We start from the raw sequence: 25,160 nt of genomic DNA, 5'->3' as shown, positions 1-25,160 counted from the left end.
GATTATAGCATGGCAATAAAAATCGTAACGGATTCTACGGCAGATTTAACACAGGAGATGATTGACAGCTACCAAATAACCGTGGTTCCTCTCTCAATTACTGTTCGGGGAAAGACTTATTTGGACGGGGTTGATATTACGAAGAAAGAATTTATTGATATGTTAATTGCTTCAGATGAGTTACCGAAAAGCTCTCAGCCTGCTCCAGGAGTGTTTGTTGAAACTTATAATCGACTAGCAAAGGATGAGGATGCCAAAATTATCTCGATTCATTTAACAGAAGGAATGAGTGGTACATATCAATCCGCAAATTCAGCTGCTGAAATGAGTGATGCGAATGTTACTGTTATAAATTCTCGATTTATTTCTCATGCGCTCGGTTTTCAAGTGATTGAAGCAGCAAAGATGGCAAAGAATGGTCATGCCGTTGAAGAAATAATTTCGAGGTTAGAACAGATTCGTAATCAAACCTCATTATACTTAATGGTTGATACCCTGGAATATTTAGTAAAAGGGGGGAGGATTGGGAGAGGAAAGGCATTACTTGGATCGCTTTTGAAAATTAAGCCAATTGCTTCTCTAGCTGACGGTGTCTATTCCCCGTTTGCCAAAGTTCGTACATATACTCAAATGATTCAACTCCTCACTAAGACATTTTTGGAAGAGACAGAAGGAAAAACAATTAAAGGTGTGGGTATTGCGCATATTGAAGCCGAAGACCTGGCAGCAAAATTAGAGAAATCATTACTTTCCGTTTCAAGAGATATACCGATATTAATTTCTGAAACATCGCCAATTATTAGTACTCATACAGGGCCAGGTGCGATTGCATTAATGTATTACTCAGAATAACTAAAAATTAAAGGGTGTGACTTATGTCAATTATTAAAGAAGTAACCACAGAACAAGATTGGAAAGAGGTATTTGAGTTATCGAGCATTAATCCTGTTTTTATTTTTAAACATAGTACAACTTGCCCCATAAGTGCAGAAGCACATGCGGAATATCTAGGGTTTGTGGAGGAACATGAAAAGGGCGAGCTAACCTTTTCATTAGTTCGTGTGATTGAAGAACGTCCAATATCTAATCTAATTTCGAAAGAACTTGATGTTAAACACGAATCACCTCAATTAATTTTGATTAAAGATAAAAACGTTCAATGGTCTGCATCTCATTGGAATATTACGAAAAAAAATATTACTAAATTTTTGGGGTAAAGAAGAGAAGCGCTCTATTAATTACGAGCGCGCTTTTCTTTTTTACGTGCCATAACAATATATGTAAACACTAGACATCCTGTTCCTAAAATTGAGCATAGATACTGAAGGACTCGCATAGTTTCCATAATATCACCTCCTATATTTAGGGTGCTCAGGAAATTGCTTTCCATACTTTCACTATTTGAACCAACTGTTATGTTGTCTGTGTTGGGTGATTCCCTATGCTAATAACCGGAACGATACTCGGTGGATATTTGGTTTTTAAAGAGGAACTTGACAAGGTCATAATGAATAGTTCGCTCGCTTTCTCCTCAAACTATTAATGAGGTGAGGACATGAACAAACCAATGTTAACAGCATTGATAACTATAGGGATAGCTCAATCTCTAAAGATCCCGATTAAGAAAGCAAAGACAGGTAACTGGGATAAAGGAACATTAGTGGAAACAGGTGGGATGCCAAGCTCCCATTCTGCTGGAGTTACTGCGCTCGCAACCTATGTTGCATTAGAACGAGGCGTATCATCCATTGATTTTGCACTATCGACAGTCTTTGGACTTATTGTCATGTATGACGCACAAGGGATACGTAGGCAAACCGGAGAATTAACAATAAAAGTAAATGAAATGGATGCCGAGCTTGAACAAGTAACGGATAGCTATGACCATAATCTTAGTCATCGACAAGCGGTTAGGCTTCGTGAGCGCTTAGGTCATCAACCAGAAGAGGTACTCGGAGGTGCCCTTTTAGGCCTTGTAACAGGTTCACTTGGTTATGCGTTAACCAAATCATAGTACCAAGCGTCAGTTACTTTAACTGGCGTTTTTGAGCTTATAAATAACGGTATTGGAGGTTAATAAAATATGAGTTTGCTATTTTTGAAGAATAAAAAGAGTAGAAGGTATATCTATTTTATTGTTGGCTTTATATTGTTAATTTATTTTATTCATTTTCAAAACAATTCAATTGAAACCACTGAATATACATTTAATTCGACTAAGATTCCCAACAGCTTTGAGGGCTATAAAATTGTTCAACTATCAGACTTACATAGTAAATCTTTTGGTAACAACCAAAGTCAATTAGTGAAAAGGGTTGAGAAAGTAAACCCAGATCTAATTGTATTTACGGGGGATTTAGTAGATTCAAAAAGATATGAAGAAAAAAACAGTCTTTTGTTGATGGAAAGACTTGTTGAGATTGCTCCTGTTTATTTCGTAACTGGTAATCATGAATGGTGGTCTGGGAAATTTGATAGATTGGAAGTTAAATTAAATAATATAGGTGTACATGTTATGAGGAATTCAGTTGAAGAAATAGACAAGGGGGGAGAGAAGTTTCAAATTATCGGAATTGATGACCCCGCAAAAGCTAAGAATGCCTACTCAGACCAAGAGATAGCAGAGGGTACTATAAAAGATATATTTCAAGAGGTTGAAAAACATGAAACTTTCAACATTTTATTAGCTCATAGACCAGAATTATTCTTTTTATATTCACAATTTGGTTTTGATTTGGTTTTCTCAGGGCATGCGCATGGTGGTCAGTTTAGAATTCCGTTTATCGGTGGAATTGTAGCACCAAACCAAGGGTTATTCCCAGAATTCTATTCAGCAAAATTCATTCTAGATCATACCACAATGATTGTGAGTAGAGGGCTTGGAAATAGCATCATTCCTATAAGACTCTTTAATCGTCCAGAAATAGTAGTTCTGACGCTCCAAGCGCCAAATAACCAATCGTAATCTATGAGATAATAGTTTAATTCTAGTAGTCAAGTTTATAGTTAATAATGGTATTGGTAAATAGCTCTATTAACGTGCTAATAACGTTTTTATTAGTCCATGTATAGCAACTTAAATAGGAAATCTCTTTAATATTAAACTGTTACTTTAATTAAACACAATTCCTACATAGATAATAGCGTGGTATAATTTATTAATAGCAACAGTCGAGGAAATTCCAAACTTTTTTGAAACCATTCTTGAAGTTGGGTCGTTTTATAGCTAGAAATAAACAACAAAGAGTAGGGGGAAGTTAAGATGAAGAGAACACTAAAATATATACTAGTAGCAGGATTAGCAATAACCCTCGTTGCATGTGGTACAGTCGAGGAAAATGATGAAGTAAATGGTACGCCTGAAGAGGAGCAAGTAGAGGAACCGGCAAATGAGGATCCTGAGGTTGTGGAGGAAGAACCTGAAGAAGAGCCTGTAGAAGAAGAGGAACCAGTTCAAGAAGAACAAGAGCCATCAACATCGATTGAATTAGCAGATGAAAAAGAAATTGATGTTGTTGTGGAAGGTGAACATGAAAAGAGATTAGCTCAGTTTAATCGAGCACCACTCGGTTATGCTATTTATATTTTACAAGATTATACATTGGTGAGCGAAGAACCGAATCGTGATGTCATTTTCTCAAATTATGATGAAGAATTTTTTACGAGAATTACTTCTAATGGAGCTAACGCGGATGTCGAGCAAATGAAACAAAACATACTTGACCACGCAGAAGGAACGCTTCAAGAGGATGCAGATGTACCGTTAGATGGAGTTGAGTATGCGATTGTTGAAGAAGTAGAAATGAATGGCACAAAAACCACAGTGGTTCATACAGCTAAGAAATATGAAGAAGATGTATTGAGCTTTACTTTGTTTCTTCCTTCAAAAGAAGCTGCTGAAGGAATTGGTCCAAGTATGTGGGCCATGCTTAAAACGATTGAATAAAAGAAAAATGAGGTGCCCAAGGGGAGGACAATCCCTTGGAGTGCCTTTTTTTTGTAGAAAATAGGCAGTGAATTCACTATCAATATACTTCAGGCCGATGGACGATTCATGCCAAAAATGCCTTTAACTCGTGGAAAAGTGGCAACAATTCCTATGAGATTTCGACTGAAATGGAGAATATGTTTGAGGCTTTTTCAATATTGATACTACTATAAAGGAGATACAAACCTTAGTAGCGAATGATTCCACAACAGGTTATTCTATAGATAATACTTAGCTCTTATCACCAGACACCAAACTCAAAATAGTTTTGTTCAAATTCATGATACACGTGGGGGAGTATTTCAAATGGACATTTTAAAAACAACCAATCTAACAAAGAAATTTGGTGAATTCACAGCGTTAAATGGTGTAAATATCGGAATCAATAAGGGAGAAGTGTATGGTTTCATTGGGCCGAATGGAGCAGGAAAGTCAACGACAATTCGGATTTTACTAGGTATCTTGAAGGCATCAGGAGGGGAAGCCAAGATATTTGGACAGGATGTTTGGACAGACGCAGTCGACATTCACAAACGTATTGCGTATGTACCGGGTGATGTAAATCTTTGGCCAAATCTAACAGGCGGAGAAGTCATTGATTTATTTATGGCATTACGTGGGAAGAAAAACAAAAATCTTCGTGAAGAATTAATTGAAAAGTTTAACTTTGACCCCACTAAAAAATGTCGAACCTATTCAAAAGGAAACCGGCAGAAGGTTGCGTTAATAGCTGCGTTCTCATCAGATGTAGATTTGTACATTTTAGATGAGCCGACATCAGGACTGGACCCACTAATGGAAAAAGTATTTCAAGATTGTGTGATTGAAGCAAAAAATGAAGGGAAAAGTGTTCTCCTTTCTAGCCATATTTTATCTGAAGTTGAGAGGTTATGTGATAGAATCGGAATTATTCGTCAAGGAACGATGATTGAAACAGGAACGTTAAAAGAACTACGCCATTTAACTAGAACGAATTTGCTTATTGAAACGAAAAAACCGATTTCGTCTTTAAATACATTAAAAGGGGTTCATGATATTAAGAGAATAGAGGAAGCCCTTTCCTTTCAGGTTGATACAGAAGAATTAGCTAAAGTGATGAAGCATGTTAGTGAGTTCGGTTTAGTAAAACTAGAAAGTTCCCCGCCTGCATTAGAAGATTTATTTATGCGCCATTACAAAACAGAAGCAAAAGGTGAAATATAATGGGGAAGCAGCTGTACAGTCAAACAGCGCGTATGACACTCTTCATGATACGACTCGATCGTTTACGGCTTTCAATTTGGTTAATGGCTTTATCGTTTATTACAATCGTTACTGCTTCTGCATTTACTGATTTATATCAAAATGAACAAGAAAGACAGGTAATTGCTGAAACAATGAGGAACCCTGCGATGACAGCAATGATTGGACCAGGTTATGGCTTGAATGACTATACTGCTGGTCCGATGATGGCACATCAAATGTTGTTATTTACGGCCATAGTGGTAGCGCTAATGAATATTTTACTTGCTACACGTCATACACGGGCAGATGAAGAGGAAGGGCGAGTCGAATTAATTAGAGCTCTTCCCGTGGGGCAGCTAACCAATGTAGGGGCATCGATAATTGTTTTGTTTAGTGCAAACCTATTGTTAGCTTTACTTATCGGTTTTGGTTTGTATGGTTTGGGAATTGAAAGCATGGACCTTGAAGGATCCCTTTTATACGGAGCCGCTATAGGAGCAACGGGAATACTTTTCTGCGCTGTGACGGTTCTATTTGCTCAAGTTTCAGATAATACAAGAGGAACGATAGGAATTTCTTTTACAGCTTTAGGGGTAGCCTATCTCGTGCGAGCGGTTGGAGATGTTAGTAATGAAATGCTTTCACTGTTTTCACCACTTAGTTGGATTTTAAGAACTGAAGTGTATGTAAATAATTATTGGTGGCCCATATTCGTAACAGTTGGAATGGGCTTAGGCATTGTCGTTGTTTCCTTATATTTAAATAGAATTCGAGATTTGGAATCAGGTTTTTTACCTACAAAACCTGGTAGAAAACACGCAAACCGTTTTTTATTAAGTCCGTTGGGGCTTGCATTTAGACTACAACGTACAGGTATCATAGCATGGGCGGTCGGGATGTTTATTTTAGGTGCTTCTTATGGATCGGTATTAGGTGATTTAGAGTCTTTCTTTTCGAGCAATGAAATGCTGTCTGAGTTATTCCCACCAGTAGAGGGGCTTTCGTTAACTGAACAATTTTTAACAATGTTAATGTCTGTTATTTCCATGATATGCACAGTCCCTGCTTTGTTGCCTATACTTAAAATTAGAGCAGAAGAGAGAAAAAATCGCATTGAACATGTACTGACTCATTCGGTATCGCGTACGAAATTAATGGGAGGTTACTTAGCGCTTTCACTGTTTTTTGGTTTTGTGATGTTATTCTTAGCGTTAACCGGATTGTGGGTTACAGCTTATTCAATGATGGAAGAACCTCTTTCTTTTACAATGATGTTTGCTGCTCTGATGGGTTATTTACCTGCGATTTGGCTCATGACAGGTTTGGTCGTACTATTTATAGGCGTATTTCCCCAATTGGCGAGCATTATCTGGTTGTATTTAGGTTATTCCTTCATTGTCGTTTACTTAGGTGGGTTGCTGCAATTCCCGGAATGGATGGGGGAGCTTTCTCCATACGGTCATATCGCACAACTCCCAGTTGAAGAGATGAACTATTTAAAGTCTTTCACCTTAATTGGTCTGGCGATTTCATTCATGCTAATTGGGTTTAGAGGTTATAAAAAACGTGATATTATAGGGGAATAAGCAAAAATCTTCTATGTTATATCGAATAGTAAAGGTTGGGAAAGAGTGGAAAAGGTTAAACAAAAGGCGGTTCATTATCTATATACGTATTCCTGTCATGAGGATGAACGTTCTTTGTCTCAGTTAGAAATGCGCTCACTCTTTGGGTCTGTTTCTGAATCGTCAATTATTGAGAGTCCAATTCGAATAAAGCCAAGCAGAAGTCCATTTATAAGAGAGAGAATAGATGTAATCTACAAAGGGAAATGCTTGGATGATATTCTCCGTCAATGTCAGGGATTTCAACCAATTGCTTCGACTTTCAAGGTGATTTTTGTAAAAAATGATGATTTACCTAAAGATGAAATCGTAGTGTTTGAGGAAAGACGTAAAATCGAGCGTGACATTGGCTTGCAAATTCAAGGTAAGGTTGATTTACTCAAACCAAAACAGTTATATGCAATTATGAAATTAAAAGAAGGTTGGGTTTTCGGTCAATATGTCAAAGGTGAGTCCATATGGTTAAAGCATCAAAGAAAGCCTCAAAATTATTCAACTGCCCTTAGCACGCGTGTTGCAAGAGCGGTTGTCAACATCGCTGTCCCTAATCCGAAAGGTAGAAAAGTAATCGACCCTTGTTGCGGAATAGGAACAGTACTAATCGAAGCATTATCAATGCATATCGAGATTGTGGGGAGTGATATAAATCCACTTGCTGCGATTGGCGCACGAGAAAACATAGCCTATTTTGATTTATACGGAGAAGTCATGTTAAAGGATATACGCAATGTCATAGGCGATTATGATGTGGCTATTATCGATATGCCATATAATCTTTGTTCTGTATTAGATCCGACAGAGCAACTGGAAATGCTTCAAAGTGCACGCAGATTTGCGGATAAGGTCGTTGTTGTCACGATTGAGCCAATTGATGATTTACTTAAGAAGTCTGGTTTTACCATCGTGGATCGTTGCGTCGCTAAAAAAGCGAGATTTTCTCGAGAAATCATTGTTTGTGAATAACCAATCCTCCAATTAATTAAATGATAGATTGTCTAAAGCACTTGTAAATGTTGCAAGTGTTTTTTGTCTTTGAGAGCTTGGATAGTTGATTCATAAGGTCTATAAAAAGGGCAGGTTTTTTGTAAACGCTTGTTGGGGTGCACTGAACCTTTCTGCTTTCGTAAGGTAGTTTTTATGGGGATTAGATGATGAAACAGAGACTAAAGGAGGGTTATGGTATAATTGTTATAGGAATAAATAACGAGAATAGTATTAATGAATTTGAAAATAGAAAAAGAGCAGGACGTTGGATGATGAAGCGCTCTTAATATTAAAGAATACTTAGTGGCTGTCTGATCGAACTATCATCGAATGGTTCATAGATAGAAAGAGTAGGTACTTGAAAAGGCATTATTGTATATTTGTTAGCATGACTGTCTTTTTTTATTCTTATAATTTGGCGTTTTCTGGTGATACATTTCTTTAGAATAGAGGGATTTTATGTTATCTAAGTTTATAAAAATGTTCTCAAAAGGTGGTTCAACTAAAGAGAAAGTCTCTAATGCAAAAACCAAACCAAAACAAAAGGAAATAAGAAATAAAGTTACAGCTACAAGAATCGGTGAACTTGGAGAATATAAAATAGATATTCAACTTGACCAGCTTTCAAAAGAGTACAAGTGTTTGAGCGATCTGATGGTGAAAAATCAAAAGTCAAAAACGGGTTATTCTCAGATAGATCATATTGTCATTACACCATATGGAATAATTGTGATTGAAACGAAGAACTATCAAGGCACAATCTATGGAGGAAAAGGAAGAAAAACTTGGCTGGTTAACGGGAAATTTAAGTTTATGAATCCCTTTGTTCAGAATTATGGACATATCCAAGCTTTGAAAGGTTACTTAGACACTAAATACAGTGATGTATTTATATCAATGGTGTCTTTCACAAAACGCTGTACGTTCAAGATAGATGATATTGAGCTAAGAAAAATCTCTTCTAATGAAATTATTGTTTATGACATAGAATTATCGGACTTCATACATAGAAAATTATCAGTGATGAAATTGCAACATAAAGAACCATTGCTAAGTGAAAAAGAAATTAACTCAATTTATAATGTTATTTCTGATGCCAACATAATTGACATTGTGGTTAGAGAAAAACATGTTACAAAGTTGAAAGAGAACAAAGAACATACAGTCAAACAACCCCAGCATCCGGAGAAATGTGTTGTGTGCAGTGAGCCAGTATCTGAAAAGGTTAAAACCTATTGCTTATCAAACAAGAAATTCAAAGAAAAAGTTTATTGTTTCCAGCACCAAAAAAACATTACTTGAATAATAAGAAAATAGGTGATTCCACATGGAAAAGTCAAAATTACTAACAAAGACAAAGTTGTCTGAGTTAGTGGGGTGGTCTGAATCAACGGGTAGACTATGGGTCAAGGATTTCAAAGATTATATACCTACTGAGATAAATAGAAATAAGGTTATGTATAATCAGGAATCTTTAAGAATACTTACTTTCCTAAAGAAACTTAATGAGCTTGGGTTAACAAAAATAGAAATTAAACAAATTATAAATAAAGAGGAATTGCCGATAAATATTAAAGAAGAGGAACGATTTATCGAAAAGTGCAAAATTGATAGAGTACATAAAGTTTATAACGAAAATATAAAAGATACTATTCCTTCTGTAAGAGATATGATGATTCCCTATTTAGAAATGATAAAAGAAGGTGGAGCATATTCAGCAAGTGATATTACTGAAAAACTAGTTAAGTGCTTTAAATTAAGTGAAGAACAAAGATTAATGAAGTATGAGAATAATAGCGATATTATATTTTTATCTAGAGTGAGAAGTGTACGGTACAGTTTGAAAAAAGAAAGTTATATTGAAGAAATTAATAAATTAACATATCAAATAACAGACCACGGATTAGATTTATTAAATGAAAGTGGGGGTGAAATTCAGGAAGAGATTGAGGAATTAGAGAAAGTTGTGGACCCTTTAACGGTAGTTAAAGAAAAGCTAAATGAATTAAAAAGTGAATTAGCTGACAATCTTCTTAAACAATTAAGAATTGTTCATTGGATGAAATTTGAAGATATAGTCGTAGAATTACTAACGACTATGGGATATGGCGACGGGGAAGTGACTCAAAGAACCAATGATGAAGGATTAGATGGGGTTATAAAAGAAGATAAACTAGGGTTAGACAACATTTATGTTCAAGCCAAAAGATATTCCGCTAATAATTCTGTTGGTCGTGATGTTGTTCAAAGTTTTTCGGGAGCATTAGATGGAAAAGGATCCAGAAAAGGTGTTTTTATTACTACTTCTTATTTTACAGAGGGTGCAAGAAAGTATGCTGAAAAGTTGGAATCAAAAAAGATAATCTTAATTGATGGTATAGAACTTTCGAAGTTAATGATTAGTCATAATGTGGGGGTGGATGTTAATCATACTTTTGTGGTGAAAGCAATTGATTATGATTATTTTAAAGATGAATAATTAGAAGTGAAATTTCTACTTAAAACTTTACTTTCAGGGGTGAGTGGAAATAACAATCAAGTTAAAAAAATAAGAAAAACTCTTTAGAAATTCACTTGGGAGTTTTTCTTATTTTTATTCAATAACATAGTATTGGTCATATTTTTAGATTTTATCAAGAGTCAGTGTTAGCTTAATAATACACTTTCATCTTTTCTTCAATAATTAAATCTAGGTCGGTTTAATTTTCACCTACCGGTTAGGCTTATCTATATTTCAACTGAACCCTTGGTATATTTATGACTTTTACGGAGAAATACATTCTCCGCTTCCTTGCATTTAATCATTCCAAAGGATCGTCCCGCTTTGAGTTTTACGGTCAATCTCTATATGGAAGCGATGTTTCTGATAAAAATGGATGAGTCTGTCAAGATGATTCCAGTCACGTTTGGCAATATCACCTGAAATGTATTGAATGTTTTGGCTTTTGGCGTGTTCTTTTAAATAGTTTATACATATAGAGCCATACCCTTTGTTTTCTTCACCTTTAATATCTCCAATAAAGATTGTGTGAGTTCCAACATATTTTGCTTGAATGGTAAAGTCCCAAACGCCGCGATAAGCTGATTCGCATTCATTTAACATAATTTTACAAGTGCGCCCATCATCTATTAAGTACACAATCACCCATTTTTCTTCCTTTGTTTGTTCAATTCCTAGAACTTGTGCTTGCTTAGCAATTTCCTTTAAATTTTCCTGCATTCGAAATACTTGAAACTCAAGTTCTTCTAGGTTCTGCTTTAACAGTTCGGGCTCTTGTTCTTTGGTGGTAAATGCCCTTTCGCTTGTTAATAGCACCGAATCCCCCCTTTCTTCACTTTACAAGTATTATATTATATGCGAAGCGTAGACAAATGACAATAGGAAATTGACAGGTACTAGAATTATGCAAAAACGGTGGAATTTTATTTCTGATTGTTTTACAATGAATTAGCACCTGATCCTAATATTAACTCATTAGAAGAAATGAGGTTTTACATACTATGCTTCAATCAACGGCACGTATAACAGCGATTGGCTCTTATGTTCCAGAGCGCATTATGACAAATGAAGACTTAGAGTTACTTGTTGAGACCAATGATGAATGGATTGTTCAAAGAACAGGGATAAAGGAACGACGAATTGCAAAAGAAGATGAATTTACGAGTGATTTAGCTTATAAGGCTGTATTAAATATGCAGAAACGATTCAATAAATCGATCGAAGATGTTGATTTAATTATCGTTAGTACATTAACGCCGGATTACCGAACCCCAAGTGTTGCTTCTCGCATTCAAGCAAAGTTAGGAATCAAGAATACAGGGGCATTCGATTTAAATGCTGCTTGTGCTGGTTTCACCTATGGATTACATGTCGCAAATGGTTTAATAACAGCGGGCGTACATAAGAAAATTCTTGTAGTCGGTGCGGAGACCATTTCTAAAATTACGGACTGGACTGACCGTACGACTTGTATCTTATTTGGGGATGGTGCTGGGGCTGCTCTGGTAGAATACGATGAGCAATCGCCGAGTTTCTTATCGGCACACGTTGGCTCTAACGGGGAATCAGCCATTAATTTATATGGAACAAACTTAGCTAACCAAATGGATGGACAAGAGTTAAATCCAAGTGGAAACCTTATCCAAAATGGACGTGAAGTCTATAAATGGGCTGTTACAACCGTACCAAAAGGAATGAAAGCTGTAACTGAAAAATACGGAATTGAATTAGCTAACGTTTCTTGGTTTGTCCCACATAGTGCAAATATGCGCATGATTGAGTCAATATGCGACCGCACTGGTGTGTCAATAGATAAAACCTTAACGAGTTTAGTTCATTACGGTAATACGTCGGCAGCCACCATTCCTCTAGCACTTGATCTAGGATTAAATGAGGGTAAACTTAAAAATGGCGACATTGTTTTATTATACGGTTTCGGTGGGGGACTAGCGCATTCTGGTTTGTTAATTAAATGGAATTTAGATAATTAAAAGGGCGTCAAAGCGGGTTATTCGCTTTGACGCCCTTAAAATATTGCATTTTTTTTACGAAAAAGTAGTTGTTTTTATTTTTATATTAAAAGGCTCTAAAATTGCGGGAATATTTATAGTGTCTAGTTTTAAAAGGTATTCTTCAAATGAAGTCATTTCTAGTTCCGGAATATCGCATAAAATCGTTGCTAATTTTTTGCTGAGAATAGAAGAGTCTTGGCCTGCAACTAGCTTTTTTTTATAGCGATTAAAGCTTGGGTCGAGCGATTCAAGTTCATCAAATAATCTTTCAATTGAACCATATTGTTGTATGAGAGGCAGAGCAGACTTTTCACCCACACCTGGACATCCAGGGATATTATCACTTTTATCTCCAAGTAAAGCTTTTACGTCAATCCATTGATTTGGTTGAATGGAATAGTCTGCTGTAAAATGGTCGACAGTGTATAACTGGTCTCCTTTTTTACTGGCAATAATTTGCGTGGTTTGTTCATTTAGAAGTTGAAGTAAATCACGGTCATTACTGTATATGAAACAAGATTGTCCTGGAAATTGCTTTGTCCATAAGCATGAAATCGCACCGATGGCATCATCTGCTTCATACGGGGGTGTTACAAGCTGTTTCATGCCCATCGATTCTAGTAATGTTTCACAAGTTTGATATTGTTGGATTAGGGCTTGAGGCAATTCGCCACGCGTTTGTTTATAATCAGGGAAGTATTGTCTCCGAACGGAATCCTCTCTTTTTACGTCCCATGCGACGGCAAGATGGGAAATAGAATGAGATGAAACGAGGTGAAACAGTTTTTGGAAAAACACGCGCAGTCCATTTGTGTAGAGCCCCTCACTTGTTTTTGGGAGGTCTTCTTCATTTTTCCCATAAGCTGTGGCAAAATAACCACGACTCAAAAGGTTAAATCCATCTATTAATAGTAATGATTGAGTTGTTTGCAAGAGTAATATCTCCTTTTCAGTGGTTTTCGTCCGTTCTTTATTTTATCATGATTTTAACTTCAAAGAAGATCAAAAAAGCAGGCTTTTTAAAGGACACTGGAAAAGGTAAAAACCGTACCTTTTTCAGTGCCCTTCTATAAAGAACCTGTTTTTTATTAGTTAGCTTATGAAGTGGTTTGAAAAATATAGCATTGTAAAACGGTCACGAATCAGATGAGCCTCACCTAGACTAGTTTGTACGAGTGTTTGCTCAACTCCAAGCGCCTCGGGAGTTGAATCTCCTCCAATGTCATCAATCATTTGTTTTAATTGTGCAGGAGAAGGGATTTTATCGATTGCTGCTATAATTTCTTGCTTATGGGTGATGACTTTCCAAATAGCAGGATGGTCATTCGCTTGTTGAAGTTCTTGAAGTGCTTGTTCATCCGAGAGAAACGCTACGAAATCTTCTTTATAAAGCTGAGCAATGATTTGCGCTGTGACTCCAACTTTAGCCCCATGTAAAATTTGCGGCTGATCATTACGTAAAAACTCCATCTCCCAAATATGCGAAATATGATGCTCAGCTCCTGAAGCAGGCGCTGAATGACCAATTAACAGCATCGCTAGTCCTGAAGCTACTAAGCCTTCAAGGAGGATTTTGACACCCTCTTCGTTTGCTGCCGCAATTTGTTCGATATGATCCACACAGTATTGCAATGCATCGTTCGTAATCTCTGCAGCAAGGGGGCAATAAGGTTCATCAGCTACTAAGTGGCCAAACGTCCAATCAGTAAGCGACGTGTATTTTCCGAGAATATCCCCAAAACCAGCAGCGATCATTTTCTTCGGTGACTTAGCGAGTACATCAACCTGAGCAAAAAGGGCAATTGGCGCCTGCATTTGGAATGTTTTTTTCATTCCTTTCACAACGACAGGGGCTCCCATTGAATTAAAGCCATCCACAGAGGGAGCTGTTGGAATAGAGATGAACGGTTTCCCCATTTTGTAACTTACAAAGCGTGTAATATCATGAAGGGTCCCTGAACCAACAGCAAGAAGAACGTCTGTGTGGTTTGGTGTTTCAAGAAGGCCTTGGACAAGGGCCTCTTCATTTGCTACAACATCACCCTGATTGTTTTTTTCGACAACACATGTATGAACATTGATTCCATTGTTTTTCAAAACAGTATGAAAAGAATCACCTAAAACAGATTGAATCACTTCATCTGTCACAATTGTTACATCTGTGAAAGACTTTTCGAGCAGATAGGCAGCTGCTTTTTCAAATGCTTCGTTGCTTATCTCAATTTTTTCAATGGCAATATCAAAATGCTTATGGCCACATGTACATTGATTTACGCGTTCCGGTAAAGTGGAAAGGTTTGCTATCATTTAAATTACCTCCTACTATTTAGTTAACTCACTAAGTGTATTAATGACATATAAAGGTTTTCTACGACCGATTAATGTATTAACATGTTCTATTTTGGTGTTGCCTGTTAGGACTAGGGTGGTTTTAATATCATGCATGTTCCCGAGTACGATATCTGAATCAGGACTGTCGCCGACAATCATGCATTTTTCAGCGGGCACCTTAATTAGATCGAGGGCTGCTTCAACCATAAAACAAGAGGGCTTTCCGATTACAATTTCCGGTAGTTTTCCAGTAGCTCCTTCAATTGCTCCGATCATTCCAGCCACATCAATTGCACAGCCTTCTTCATTCGGAAAGGTTTTGTCGGCATTTGTAGCAATGATTCTTGCACCATTTCGAACCGCTCGAAAAGCTAAATTTAAATCATCATACGTTAATGTTTCAAATAAAGAGATTAAGAGAAAATCAGCTTGTTCTGGAGACGTGGCAAGCTCGACTTCATGGTGAAGTAATTCTTCATGCAAACCTGGGTCGCTTAATACCCAAATTAGAGCTTTAGGGTAATGGCGTTTAATAAATTTGGCAGCAACAGTAGAAGCAAGCATAAGTTCATGTTCATCGATTTCAACACCAGCATGTCTTAACTTTTCAACACACATTTTTCCTGAGATGTTCCCGCGATTGCTGAAGAGAACTACCTTTTTATTTTGCGCTCTTAGTTGTGAAATTGCTACGTCTGCACCAGGAATCAATTGACTCCCTGTTAATACGGTTCCGTCAATGTCAATTAGAAAACCTTCAACGTTTTCAAGCATGTCAGCGCTCCTTTTTTGTTACTCTTTCTTTCTATTATCAACGCAAGATAGCGAATCGTCAAACATTAATTGTGCATTATTGTGTTTTTTTGATTTTTGTTGTGTTTTGTATCTTTATTTCTTTTAACAATTGATAAATTGTGGTATATTTATGGAGGTTATTATTAATAAGGAGTTGTTTGCATGTGTTAGCGCCTAGTCGACGAAATAAAATTATGCAAAAGTTGCGTGAACAAAAGCAAATTACGGTAAAAGAAACAGCTCAAGAAATGAATATTTCTGTTGGAACACTCCGTAATGATTTAAAAGTTCTCGAAGAAGAGGGTTTCTTGACTCGGACGCACGGTGGAGCCATTTTACCAAAAACATATGAGAAAGAGTTTTCTTTCATTTCACGTAGCGAGATCAATATAAATGAAAAAAAAGCGATAGGCAAAGAAGCTCTTAAGTTATTAGAGGGGAAAAATTGTGTCATTATTGATGCTAGTTCAACTGGGTTAGAATTCGCGAAATTATTATTAGATTACCGCCATTTAACGGTCATCACGAACGGATTAGCTACAGCACAGCTTTTATCACAAAACCCACAAATTACGGTAATCATTGTTGGAGGGGTCGTTCGTTCAGGAAGTAGTGAGGTAGAGGGGTTACTTGGTCAGTCTCTCCTTTCGCAAATTCATGCCGATTTATTTTTTACATCTGCTCATGGGATCACTAAGGAGCTTGGCATGACCGAATTTAGTATTTATGAAGCGGAGTTAAAAAAGGCAATGGGTGTAAATGCAGACCGAATTGTCGTGATGATGGACTCTACTAAAATTGGAAGAAAGTCAATTGCTTCCTCTATTAAGCCTTCACAAATTGATGTCTTTATTACGAGCACAAAGAGTGATCCTGAATTTTTAAAGGATTTAAATGAAAACTATCCGATGGAAATTATTACAGCTAATGTTGAATAAGATAAATAGTGGAAATGGAGCTGGAAAAGAGATGGCGATTACGAAAACAAAATTTGGAGAAATTGACGGGAACGTTGTTCAAGCCTACACAATTAAAAACAAAGACCTTGAAATGACTTGTATTGATTATGGTTGCATTATTACAGGTTTATTAGCACCTGATGAAAAGGGAAAAAAAGAGAACGTTGTATTAGGGTTCGATACATTAGAAGAATATCAAAAGGATTCTCCCTATTTTGGAGCAGTTATTGGTAGAAATGCGGGGAGAATAAAAGACGCGACATTCGAGTTAGATGGCGTAACGTATCAATTAGCAAAGAACGACGGTGAAAACAACTTACATGGTGGTCCTAAAGGGTTTGATAAGGTAATATGGGATGCGACCATATTTAATGAAGAAAATAAGATTGAGTTTACGTACACCAGTGCTGATATGGAAGAGGGATATCCTGGTGAATTGAAAGTGAAAGTTACTTATACTTTAACAAATAATACACTAGATATTACATATGAAGCCCAAACCTCGAAAAAGACGATTGTTAACTTAACGAACCATACTTATTTTAATCTAAGTGGCGATTTAAAAGAGGATATATTGAATCATCAATTAACCTTAAAAAGTAGCCAGTTTATTGAATTAGGAGACGATCTTCTGCCGTCAGGTTCTTTGGTTGATGTGGAGGGGACAAGTTTTGATTTTCGTGCCGGTCGAAAAATTATTGATGGAACAAAGTCAGATTTTAAACAAAATCTGTTAGCTGGATCTGGATATGATCATCCGTTTATGCTTGATGAAAACAAAGACGAGGAAATTGTTCTTGAAGATGCAAGTAGTGGAAGAAAGCTAATCATTGAAACGAGTGAGCCAAGTGTAGTTCTTTACACAGGAAATCAAATGGATGATTCCTTCTCGATTCGGAATCGTCAGTCGCGCAAACACATAGGGCTTTGTTTAGAAACACAAGGTCCCCCAGATTCCATTCATCACCCTAAGTTCGCTTCAGCAATCTTAGAAAAAAATGATGTTTATAAATCAAACACCACGTATCGCTTTACGACAATAAGCTAATTCTATAGTTATCTAAAAAGATCACCTTCGGCGGTGGTCTTTTTAAGTTGTACGGTCTTGTACGGTAAGTTATTTAATAGCTGAAATACATTGGGATTTATAGAGTATCTGCAGCTTAATGAGTTATTTTAAAAAAAGTAAAAAAAAGTAGTGAAAATTTGTCCGTACAAGTATATAATGAACTTACAGTGATATTAGAGAGGAGTTGGCATTCATGCTTGAAGAATTAAAACAAGCGGTTTTAGACGCAAACTTAGCACTTCCTACATACAAGATGGTGACGTTTACATGGGGAAATGTTAGTGGGATTGACCGTGAAAAAGGTTTAGTGGTTATTAAACCAAGCGGTGTGGAATACGAAGATATGAAAATAGAACATATGGTTGTTGTGGACTTAGATGGAAATGTCGTTGAAGGTTCATTAAAACCTTCGTCAGATACGGCGACTCATATCGTCCTTTATAAAGAGTTTCCAGAAATCGGTGGAATCGTGCATACACATTCACCAGGTGCAACTAGTTGGGCTCAAGCAGGCCGGCCTATTCCTGCTCTTGGTACTACGCACGCTGACTACTTTTATGGTGAGATTCCATGTACGAGACGGATGACTGAGCACGAGATAAAAGGGGCTTATGAGTTAGAAACAGGAAATGTAATTGTTGAAACGTTTAAAAGCGAGAACATTGACCCAAATATGGTTCCAGGTGTACTTGTTAATGCGCATGCACCTTTTGCTTGGGGGAAAGATCCGCATACAGCTGTTCATAATGCGGTGGTTCTAGAAGAGGTTGCTAAAATGGCAACTAATACATTTGCTCTAAATCCAAATGCTAAGGCGATGGATCAAACGCTTCTCGACAAGCATTTTTTAAGAAAACATGGCGCAAATGCCTATTACGGTCAAAAATAAGTTTGAGTAGGAGTGATATTTCATGAAAAAGTATACTATTGGGGTCGATTATGGAACGGGTTCTGGTCGTGCTGTACTTGTTGATTTACACGATGGAACAGAGGTTGCTGACCACGTAACAGAATATCGACATGGTGTCATTGATGAACGTTTACCTGAATCGGGTATCAAGCTTGAGCATGAGTGGGCACTTCAGCATCCACGTGACTACATAGAGGTACTAACAACTTCAGTCCCTGCTGTAATAAAAGAATCAGGAATTAACCCAGAGGATGTGATTGGCCTTGGTATTGACTTCACTGCGTGCACAATGCTCCCAGTTGACGATAAAGGTGAACCACTATGCTTTAAACCTGAACTTGCAGAAAGACCTCATAGCTGGTTAAAGTTATGGAAGCATCATGCAGGTCAAGAAGAAGCCAATTTAATAAATGAGATTGCTGAAAAACGTGGAGAAACGTTCTTGCCTCGATATGGTGGGAAAATCTCTTCTGAGTGGATGTTGGCAAAAATATGGCAAATACTTAATGAAGATAGCGAAATCTATGATTTGACTGACCAATTCCTTGAAGCAACAGATTGGGTCGTTTTCAAAATGACAGGAAATATTACAAAAAACAGTTGTACTGCTGGCTATAAGGCAAATTGGCATAAAAAAGATGGTTATCCTTCAAAAGATTTCTTTAAAGCTCTTGATCCACGACTTGAAAACTTAACGGAAACTAAGCTTCGTGGGGAGATTCTTCCTTTAGGGACAAAAGCGGGGGAACTCTCAGAGGAGATGGCCTCACTTATGGGCTTGAAAGCTGGAATTGCGGTTGCGGTTGGAAATGTTGATGCTCATGCTGCAGTGCCTGGAGTAGGAGTGACTGAGCCTGGTAAGCTAGTAATGGCTATGGGTACATCAATTTGTCACATGCTTTTAGGTACCGAAGAAAACCAAGTAGAAGGTATGTGCGGGGTTGTTGAAGACGGAATTATTCCTGGGTATCTAGGTTATGAGGCTGGTCAATCTGCAGTTGGTGATATTTTTGCATGGTATGTTGAAAATGCCGTACCTGCGTATGTAAAAGAAGAAGCAGAAAAAGCTGGCGTCAATATTCATGTTTGGTTGGAACAAGAAGCTTCGAAGTATAAGCCAGGGCAATCAGGCTTACTTGCTTTAGACTGGTGGAATGGAAATCGCTCTGTTTTAGTGGATACAGAACTAAGCGGATTGATAGTTGGCATGACCTTATTAACAAAGCCTGAGGAAATTTATCGCGCTTTACTTGAAGCAACCGCATTTGGTACACGTAAAATCGTTGATGCCTTCCATCAAAATGGTGTACCAGTTGAAGAGCTTTATGCGTGTGGAGGCTTACCACAAAAGAACCGTTTGTTAATGCAAATTTATGCAGATGTAACAAATCGTCCAATCAAGGTAGCGGATTCTAAGCAAACACCAGCACTTGGAGCAGCGATGTTTGGAGCTGTTGCAGCAGGTGCAGATAAGGGTGGCTACGATAGCATTGTCGAAGCAGCAAAGAAGATGGCACGAGTGAAAGATGAAGCGTTTGAGCCAATTCCAGAGAACGTCGCTATTTATGAAAAACTATACCAAGAATATTCAACATTGCATGATTATTTTGGTCGTGGTGAAAATGATGTAATGAAAAGATTAAAAGCGATTCGTCAAGGTTAATAAAATTATCTAGATTATAAGAGGAGGAATAAACATGTTAAAAGTAAAGCCATATGAGTTTTGGTTTATTACAGGAAGTCAGGATCTTTACGGGGATGAAGCCCTTCAGCAAGTAGCAGAACATTCAAGTCATATTACAGACGGATTGAACAAAGAAGGTAACTTCCCATTTAAAATTGTCTTCAAACCAGTTCTGAAGAATTCAGATTCGATTCGTCGCTTATGTGTCGATGCAAATACGGATGATAATTGTGCGGGGATTATTACATGGATGCACACGTTCTCACCTGCAAAAATGTGGATTGCTGGTTTATCTATCTTAAATAAGCCGCTTCTTCACCTGCACACGCAATATAACCGTGATATTCCTTGGGATAAAATTGATATGGATTTTATGAACTTGAATCAATCTGCTCATGGTGATAGAGAGTATGGATTTATTGGAACGCGTATGAATATTGGCCGTAAAGTCGTTGTTGGTCATTGGCAAGATAAAAATGTACATGCTCGTATGGCTGATTGGATGCAAACGGCTGTTGGTGTAACTGAGAGCAAGAATCTTAAAATCGCTCGTTTCGGAGATAATATGCGTGAAGTAGCTGTTACAGAAGGTGACAAGGTTGAGGCGCAAATTAAATTCGGTTGGTCGATTTCAGGTTTTGGAGTTGGGGATCTTGTTGAATATGTAAATGCAGTTTCAGATAGCGAAGTAAAAGAATTATTTGATAAATATCAAGAATTGTATGAAATTGATCCTGAAGGGCTAAAGCCAGGAGCTTATCAAGATTCTATTTTAGAGCAAGCTCGAATTGAAATTGGATTGAGATCGTTCCTAGAAGAAGGTGGATTCCAAGCATTTACCACGTCCTTTGAAGTTCTTCATGGGATGAAGCAGCTTCCCGGACTAGCTGTCCAACGATTAATGGAAGATGGATACGGTTTTGCAGGTGAAGGTGATTGGAAAACAGCGGCATTGCTTCGCGTTATGAAAATTATGGCTAATAATAAAGGAACTTCATTCATGGAGGATTACACCTATCATTTAGATCCAAGTAATGAGCTTGTACTCGGATCTCATATGCTTGAAGTATGTCCAACTGTGGCTGCGAACAAGCCAAAGATTAAGGTTCATCCACTAGGAATTGGCGGGAAAGACGACCCAGCTCGTATGGTATTTGATGGAGCAGCAGGTGCAGCTTTAAATGCATCACTCGTTGATATGGGTGGGCGTATGCGTTTGGTTGTAAATACTGTAAATGCTGTTGAACCGCAACAACCAATGCCAAATCTTCCAGTAGCACAAGTATTATGGAAGCCAGAACCTTCATTAAGCGAATCTGCAGAGGCATGGATATACGCTGGAGGAGCTCACCATACGGTCTTCTCATTTGAGGTCTCGGTTGACCAGTTATACGATTGGTCTGTAATGACAGATATTGAATGTGTAATTATTGATAAGGATTTGAAGATGATTCCGTTCCGTAATGAACTAAAATGGAATGAAATTGCTCGTAAATTCTAAGCATTCATGTTTAGAGAAGCGGAGCTTTGTATGTTCGCATACAAAGCTTCGTTTTTTAGTTTTTGAAGGGATGCAAAGATGGAATCTTCATGATAAAAGACGTCTCTTTATATGGTATGATAGTTGTACGGATAAGTTTAAAATGATTAGACAAAGTTGATGTGCAACGAAGAGGTGTGACACAATGCAGACAAAATACAATATGGTTAAGCAAGCGATTAAGTCGAAAATCCTTGATGGGACCTTCCGACCTAATCAAAAGATACATTCTGAAAATGAATTAATGAAACAGTTCGGTGTGAGTCGTCATACCACGAGAAAAGCGATTGGTGAACTTGTCCATGAAGGATGGCTCTATCGTTCGCAAGGATCTGGAACCTTTTGTGCAGAACGTAAATTGGAGGAGACCCATCATCCATCTGCATCTAAGAGAATTGCTATCATTACAACCTATATATCTGATTATATTTTTCCAACTATTATACGCGGTGCCGAGTCATATTTCAGTGAAAATGGGTACCAAGTCAGTGTGTTTAGTACAAATAATGATGTAGAAAAAGAGAAGTATTTCCTTGAAACAATTTTAGCTCAGCAATTTGATGGCATGATTATTGAACCGACAAAAAGTGCATATGCCTCACCAAATATAAATTATTTTTTTAATTTTGAACGATTAAATATTCCTTATATTATGATTAATGCTGTCTATGATGAACTTGACCCGATTAGTTTAGTTTTGGATGACGAAAAGGGAGGATTCATTCAAGCCGAGTACTTAATTAACCTAGGTCATAAGGATATTATCGGTTTTTTTAAAACAGACGACCTCCAAGGAGGAAAAAGGCTGAAAGGATACGTTAAAGCTCATCGCCAATATGGAATCCCTTTAAATCCGAAAAACATCATTACCTACACGACTGAAGAAAAGAAAGAAAAGCCTAGAAAAGAATTAACCAAACTTCTTAGTAATCCATCCGAGCGACCAACAGCGTTAATTAGTTATAATGATCAACTTGCGCTTACTTTATTAGATGTATTAAGAGAACATGGTGTTCAAGTCCCAGAAGAAATGTCGCTTATTGGGTATGATGACTCGTTTTTAGCGCAAGCGTCTGAGGTGAAATTAACGACGATTCAGCACCCTCAGCATAAGATGGGGCAAAAGGCAGCATGGATGATTGACCAATTAATTCAACAAAGGCATTCACCAGTTCAAACAAGCCAGCAAATCGAGTCCTTTATGTATGAACCACGATTAGTTATTAGAAACTCAGTAAGAGGACGAATTTCAACTGAGAAAATAGATTAGCACAAAGAACTCTTTTTGTTGAGAAAGAGTTCTTTTATTATGAACGAGTCAAGATTTTTAAGATACTAGGAGAAAGAAATAAATTCACTTGGAAAATCAATTTCAAAGTGTTAATATTTATATTAATAGATTAATAATATTAAATAATAAGGTTAAAGGAGATGACATTTATGGCAGTTGATTTAAAGTATCCGATTGTTGAGCAGAGGGCAGATCCGTGGGTATATAAGCATACGGATGGTTTTTATTATTTTACAGGGTCAGTACCTGAATTTGATTTAATTGAATTAAGACGTTCGAAAACCATTTCGGGATTGAAGGATGCTGAGAAGGTCGTTGCCTGGAAGAAACATGAGAGTGGAGAAATGAGTGCAAATATATGGGCGCCAGAACTTCATCATGTAGAGGGGAAATGGTATATTTACTTTGCAGCAGGTCGAGTAGCGGGATCGAGAGAAGATTTATATGACCACCGGATGTATGTTCTTGAAAATGATGCTTCCAATCCTTTGGAGGGGAGTTGGATAGAAAAAGGTCAATTAAAAACAAAGTGGGAATCTTTTTCATTGGATGCAACAACATTTGAACATCATGGGAAAAGATATTTGGTTTGGCCACAAAAAGACCCGAAGATTAAAGGTAACTCCAATTTATATATTGCTGAAATGTCCAATCCGTGGACGATCACGGGAGAACAAGTAATGATCTCTACCCCTGAATATGAATGGGAGAGAGTTGGTTATCTTGTAAATGAAGGGCCTGCTGTTATAATTAGACATGGAAAAGTATTTATAGCTTATTCTGCCAGTGCAACTGATTATCACTATTGTATGGGTTTATTATCTGCAGATGAATCTAGCAATCTTTTAGAACCGGAATCATGGTCTAAGTCCTCAGTTCCAGTCTTTCAGACGGATGAGCAAGAAGGATTGTATGGGCCGGGACATAATAGCTTTACAGTGACGGAGGATGGGAAAGAAGATGTGATTGTTTACCATGCGCGAGACTATAAGGAGATTAAAGGGAATCCACTAGATGATCCAAATCGTCATATGCATGCACAGATATTTAAATGGGACGACAATGGGTTTCCTGTGTTTGGTAAACCGAAAAAAGAAATATCTTATTAGAATCTGTTCAAAAGCTCAATGCGCAGGTTAATTATCCTCCTGTTGTTTGATTAAACGGGACTGAAAATGTATAAAAACAGCCAAAAGCTTATTAGAAGCTTTTGGCTGTTTTTTTTGTTTGCATTTAGTGATTTGTTGTTTCCTTTTCATAAAAAAGTCGGAAAAGGATATCTTGATTGTAGTTACCAAACCCTTTTCCAAATAACGTCACGCCGCCAACGTGTTCAGCATTCTCATCAACAGCAATTCGAAATGTCCATTGTTTATCCCGAATAGAGACGTCCGCAATAGTTACGTTAGAAATCTTCGTTCCATCGATGAATGTACCTTTTTTGGTAATCCTGAGAACCTTAAGAAGACCATATTGATTTATAACTTTTGGCCACCATTGTGGTGTGTATTTTCCGCGACTATCACCAAAATCTCCGGGACTCGTCCATTTACCTAAAGAAATATTATTTAAAATAAAGCTAATATCTGAAGGCCAATTTTCATTTGTGAATGGGGCTTCAGATGACAATTCCATTGATACTTCAAGTTCTTTAGGTAATTGCGTTGAGAGGAGGAAGTTTGGTGTTTTGTATTCCACAAAGCCTTGTTTAAACCAGAGAATTTTTGCATCCACGCGTGCAGGATCTAAAAAAAATCTCGCCTCATCAAATTCACCAATATACGTTTCAGTTGTAGCAAGCCCACATGTTGGAACGACATCGAAATCGGTATAATGACCGACAGAAAGTTCAGTTTCATGATATTCCCGTTTTTGTGAGAGTAGAGTCGGGAATAAAATTTCGATTTTTTCTACATTTAAAATACAAAGTTTTTGCACGCCTGCTTTGCCAGGAACCATTTCTGTACGGATAATATTGGCTTTTTCTAATTTTTTTATGTGCATGGTCATAATTGCGCTACTTAAGTTAACCGCATCAGCGAGCGCTTTAATATTCATCGAACGTTCTGACAAAAAATGAATGACAGATAAACGAACTTTACTAGCGAGAGCCTCGTAAACAGGGAGAGACTCTGTGGAGATATCTAACTGCATATAGGCCTCCATCGTATTTATAAAATGCTTATAATCTATGATACCTTTTCACTATCGATTAAACAAGCGATTTTACCTGTCTATCGGTGCAACT

At 37.3% G+C, this 25,160-nt stretch carries 24 protein-coding genes; 19 read left to right on the top strand and 5 right to left on the bottom strand.

Going from position 1 to position 25,160, the window contains the following annotated elements:
• The first annotated feature begins 9 nt into the window (after positions 1–9).
• The 11 genes from CEF19_RS22490 (at position 10) to CEF19_RS22445 (ending at position 10,300) form a co-directional block, all read left to right on the top strand.
• Positions 10–852 carry a DegV family protein gene (locus CEF19_RS22490; RefSeq protein WP_100408122.1) on the top strand — a complete coding sequence of 281 codons (843 nt, stop codon included), beginning with the start codon at positions 10–12 and terminating at the stop codon, positions 850–852.
• 23 nt (positions 853–875) lie between these two features.
• Entirely contained in the window at positions 876–1,217 is a 342-nt protein-coding gene (gene ytxJ, locus CEF19_RS22485; RefSeq protein ID WP_100408121.1) for a bacillithiol system redox-active protein YtxJ, read from the top strand.
• A gap of 338 nt (positions 1,218–1,555) precedes the next feature.
• On the top strand, positions 1,556–2,014 hold the full coding sequence (locus tag CEF19_RS22480) for a divergent PAP2 family protein (protein ID WP_100408120.1): 459 nt from the start codon (positions 1,556–1,558) through the stop codon (positions 2,012–2,014).
• A gap of 69 nt (positions 2,015–2,083) precedes the next feature.
• Positions 2,084–2,965, top strand: coding sequence for a metallophosphoesterase (locus CEF19_RS22475; protein ID WP_100408119.1), 882 nt, complete (start codon positions 2,084–2,086; stop codon positions 2,963–2,965).
• A 297-nt stretch (positions 2,966–3,262) separates the two neighbouring features.
• Complete coding sequence (locus CEF19_RS22470; RefSeq protein ID WP_100408118.1) at positions 3,263–3,946, top strand: hypothetical protein; 684 nt, start codon at positions 3,263–3,265, stop codon at positions 3,944–3,946.
• 348 nt (positions 3,947–4,294) lie between these two features.
• Complete coding sequence (locus tag CEF19_RS22465; RefSeq protein WP_100408117.1) at positions 4,295–5,191, top strand: ABC transporter ATP-binding protein; 897 nt, start codon at positions 4,295–4,297, stop codon at positions 5,189–5,191.
• Positions 5,191–6,798, top strand: coding sequence for an ABC transporter permease (locus CEF19_RS22460; RefSeq protein ID WP_100408116.1), 1,608 nt, complete (start codon positions 5,191–5,193; stop codon positions 6,796–6,798). The genes CEF19_RS22465 and CEF19_RS22460 overlap by 1 nt, the downstream gene beginning before the upstream one ends.
• Positions 6,799–6,843: 45 nt before the next feature.
• Complete coding sequence (locus CEF19_RS22455) at positions 6,844–7,800, top strand: TRM11 family SAM-dependent methyltransferase (protein ID WP_227522063.1); 957 nt, start codon at positions 6,844–6,846, stop codon at positions 7,798–7,800.
• A gap of 185 nt (positions 7,801–7,985) precedes the next feature.
• Positions 7,986–8,108, top strand: coding sequence for a hypothetical protein (locus tag CEF19_RS24065; protein WP_264755150.1), 123 nt, complete (start codon positions 7,986–7,988; stop codon positions 8,106–8,108).
• 172 nt (positions 8,109–8,280) lie between these two features.
• Complete coding sequence (locus tag CEF19_RS22450) at positions 8,281–9,123, top strand: nuclease-related domain-containing protein (RefSeq protein WP_100408115.1); 843 nt, start codon at positions 8,281–8,283, stop codon at positions 9,121–9,123.
• A gap of 25 nt (positions 9,124–9,148) precedes the next feature.
• Positions 9,149–10,300, top strand: a complete 1,152-nt coding sequence (locus CEF19_RS22445; protein ID WP_100408114.1) for a restriction endonuclease — start codon at positions 9,149–9,151, stop codon at positions 10,298–10,300.
• A 318-nt stretch (positions 10,301–10,618) separates the two neighbouring features.
• Here CEF19_RS22445 and CEF19_RS22440 read toward each other — a convergent pair whose 3' ends face one another.
• Positions 10,619–11,137, bottom strand: coding sequence for a hypothetical protein (locus tag CEF19_RS22440; protein WP_100408113.1), 519 nt, complete (start codon positions 11,135–11,137; stop codon positions 10,619–10,621).
• A 185-nt stretch (positions 11,138–11,322) separates the two neighbouring features.
• On the opposite strand from CEF19_RS22440, the gene CEF19_RS22435 reads away from it, so the two are divergent.
• The gene (locus tag CEF19_RS22435; protein WP_100408112.1) at positions 11,323–12,312 is read left to right on the top strand and encodes a ketoacyl-ACP synthase III; all 990 of its coding nucleotides are present in this window, start codon (positions 11,323–11,325) and stop codon (positions 12,310–12,312) included.
• 54 nt (positions 12,313–12,366) lie between these two features.
• On the opposite strand, the gene CEF19_RS22430 is transcribed toward CEF19_RS22435, so the two are convergent.
• The 3 genes from CEF19_RS22430 to CEF19_RS22420 form a co-directional block, all read right to left on the bottom strand.
• On the bottom strand, positions 12,367–13,266 hold the full coding sequence (locus tag CEF19_RS22430; protein WP_100408111.1) for a 5'-3' exonuclease: 900 nt from the start codon (positions 13,264–13,266) through the stop codon (positions 12,367–12,369).
• A 159-nt stretch (positions 13,267–13,425) separates the two neighbouring features.
• On the bottom strand, positions 13,426–14,640 hold the full coding sequence (locus CEF19_RS22425) for a sn-glycerol-1-phosphate dehydrogenase (RefSeq protein WP_100408110.1): 1,215 nt from the start codon (positions 14,638–14,640) through the stop codon (positions 13,426–13,428).
• 15 nt (positions 14,641–14,655) lie between these two features.
• On the bottom strand, positions 14,656–15,438 hold the full coding sequence (locus CEF19_RS22420; protein WP_100408109.1) for an HAD-IIA family hydrolase: 783 nt from the start codon (positions 15,436–15,438) through the stop codon (positions 14,656–14,658).
• A gap of 185 nt (positions 15,439–15,623) precedes the next feature.
• On the opposite strand from CEF19_RS22420, the gene CEF19_RS22415 reads away from it, so the two are divergent.
• The 7 genes from CEF19_RS22415 (at position 15,624) to CEF19_RS22385 (ending at position 24,021) form a co-directional block, all read left to right on the top strand.
• On the top strand, positions 15,624–16,397 hold the full coding sequence (locus CEF19_RS22415; protein ID WP_100408108.1) for a DeoR/GlpR family DNA-binding transcription regulator: 774 nt from the start codon (positions 15,624–15,626) through the stop codon (positions 16,395–16,397).
• Between the two features lie 31 nt (positions 16,398–16,428).
• Entirely contained in the window at positions 16,429–17,466 is a 1,038-nt protein-coding gene (locus CEF19_RS22410; protein ID WP_100408423.1) for an aldose epimerase family protein, read from the top strand.
• A gap of 214 nt (positions 17,467–17,680) precedes the next feature.
• Positions 17,681–18,376: an L-ribulose-5-phosphate 4-epimerase gene (gene araD, locus CEF19_RS22405; protein ID WP_100408107.1), complete on the top strand. Its 696-nt coding sequence runs from the start codon at positions 17,681–17,683 to the stop codon at positions 18,374–18,376.
• A 22-nt stretch (positions 18,377–18,398) separates the two neighbouring features.
• On the top strand, positions 18,399–20,060 hold the full coding sequence (locus tag CEF19_RS22400) for a ribulokinase (RefSeq protein ID WP_100408106.1): 1,662 nt from the start codon (positions 18,399–18,401) through the stop codon (positions 20,058–20,060).
• Between the two features lie 34 nt (positions 20,061–20,094).
• Positions 20,095–21,582, top strand: coding sequence for an L-arabinose isomerase (gene araA, locus CEF19_RS22395; protein ID WP_100408105.1), 1,488 nt, complete (start codon positions 20,095–20,097; stop codon positions 21,580–21,582).
• Positions 21,583–21,766: 184 nt separating this feature from the next.
• Positions 21,767–22,891 carry a GntR family transcriptional regulator gene (locus CEF19_RS22390; RefSeq protein ID WP_100408104.1) on the top strand — a complete coding sequence of 375 codons (1,125 nt, stop codon included), beginning with the start codon at positions 21,767–21,769 and terminating at the stop codon, positions 22,889–22,891.
• A gap of 170 nt (positions 22,892–23,061) precedes the next feature.
• Entirely contained in the window at positions 23,062–24,021 is a 960-nt protein-coding gene (locus tag CEF19_RS22385; protein WP_100408103.1) for a glycoside hydrolase family 43 protein, read from the top strand.
• A 124-nt stretch (positions 24,022–24,145) separates the two neighbouring features.
• Here CEF19_RS22385 and CEF19_RS22380 read toward each other — a convergent pair whose 3' ends face one another.
• Positions 24,146–25,066, bottom strand: a complete 921-nt coding sequence (locus CEF19_RS22380) for an ArsR/SmtB family transcription factor (protein ID WP_100408102.1) — start codon at positions 25,064–25,066, stop codon at positions 24,146–24,148.
• Between the last annotated feature and the right edge of the window lie 94 nt (positions 25,067–25,160).

Source organism: Bacillus solitudinis (genome assembly GCF_002797395.1).
In the GTDB taxonomy this organism is placed as follows: domain Bacteria; phylum Bacillota; class Bacilli; order Bacillales; family Bacillaceae_D; genus Halalkalibacter_A; species Halalkalibacter_A solitudinis.
This window is presented reverse-complemented; position numbering and strand designations above follow the sequence as displayed.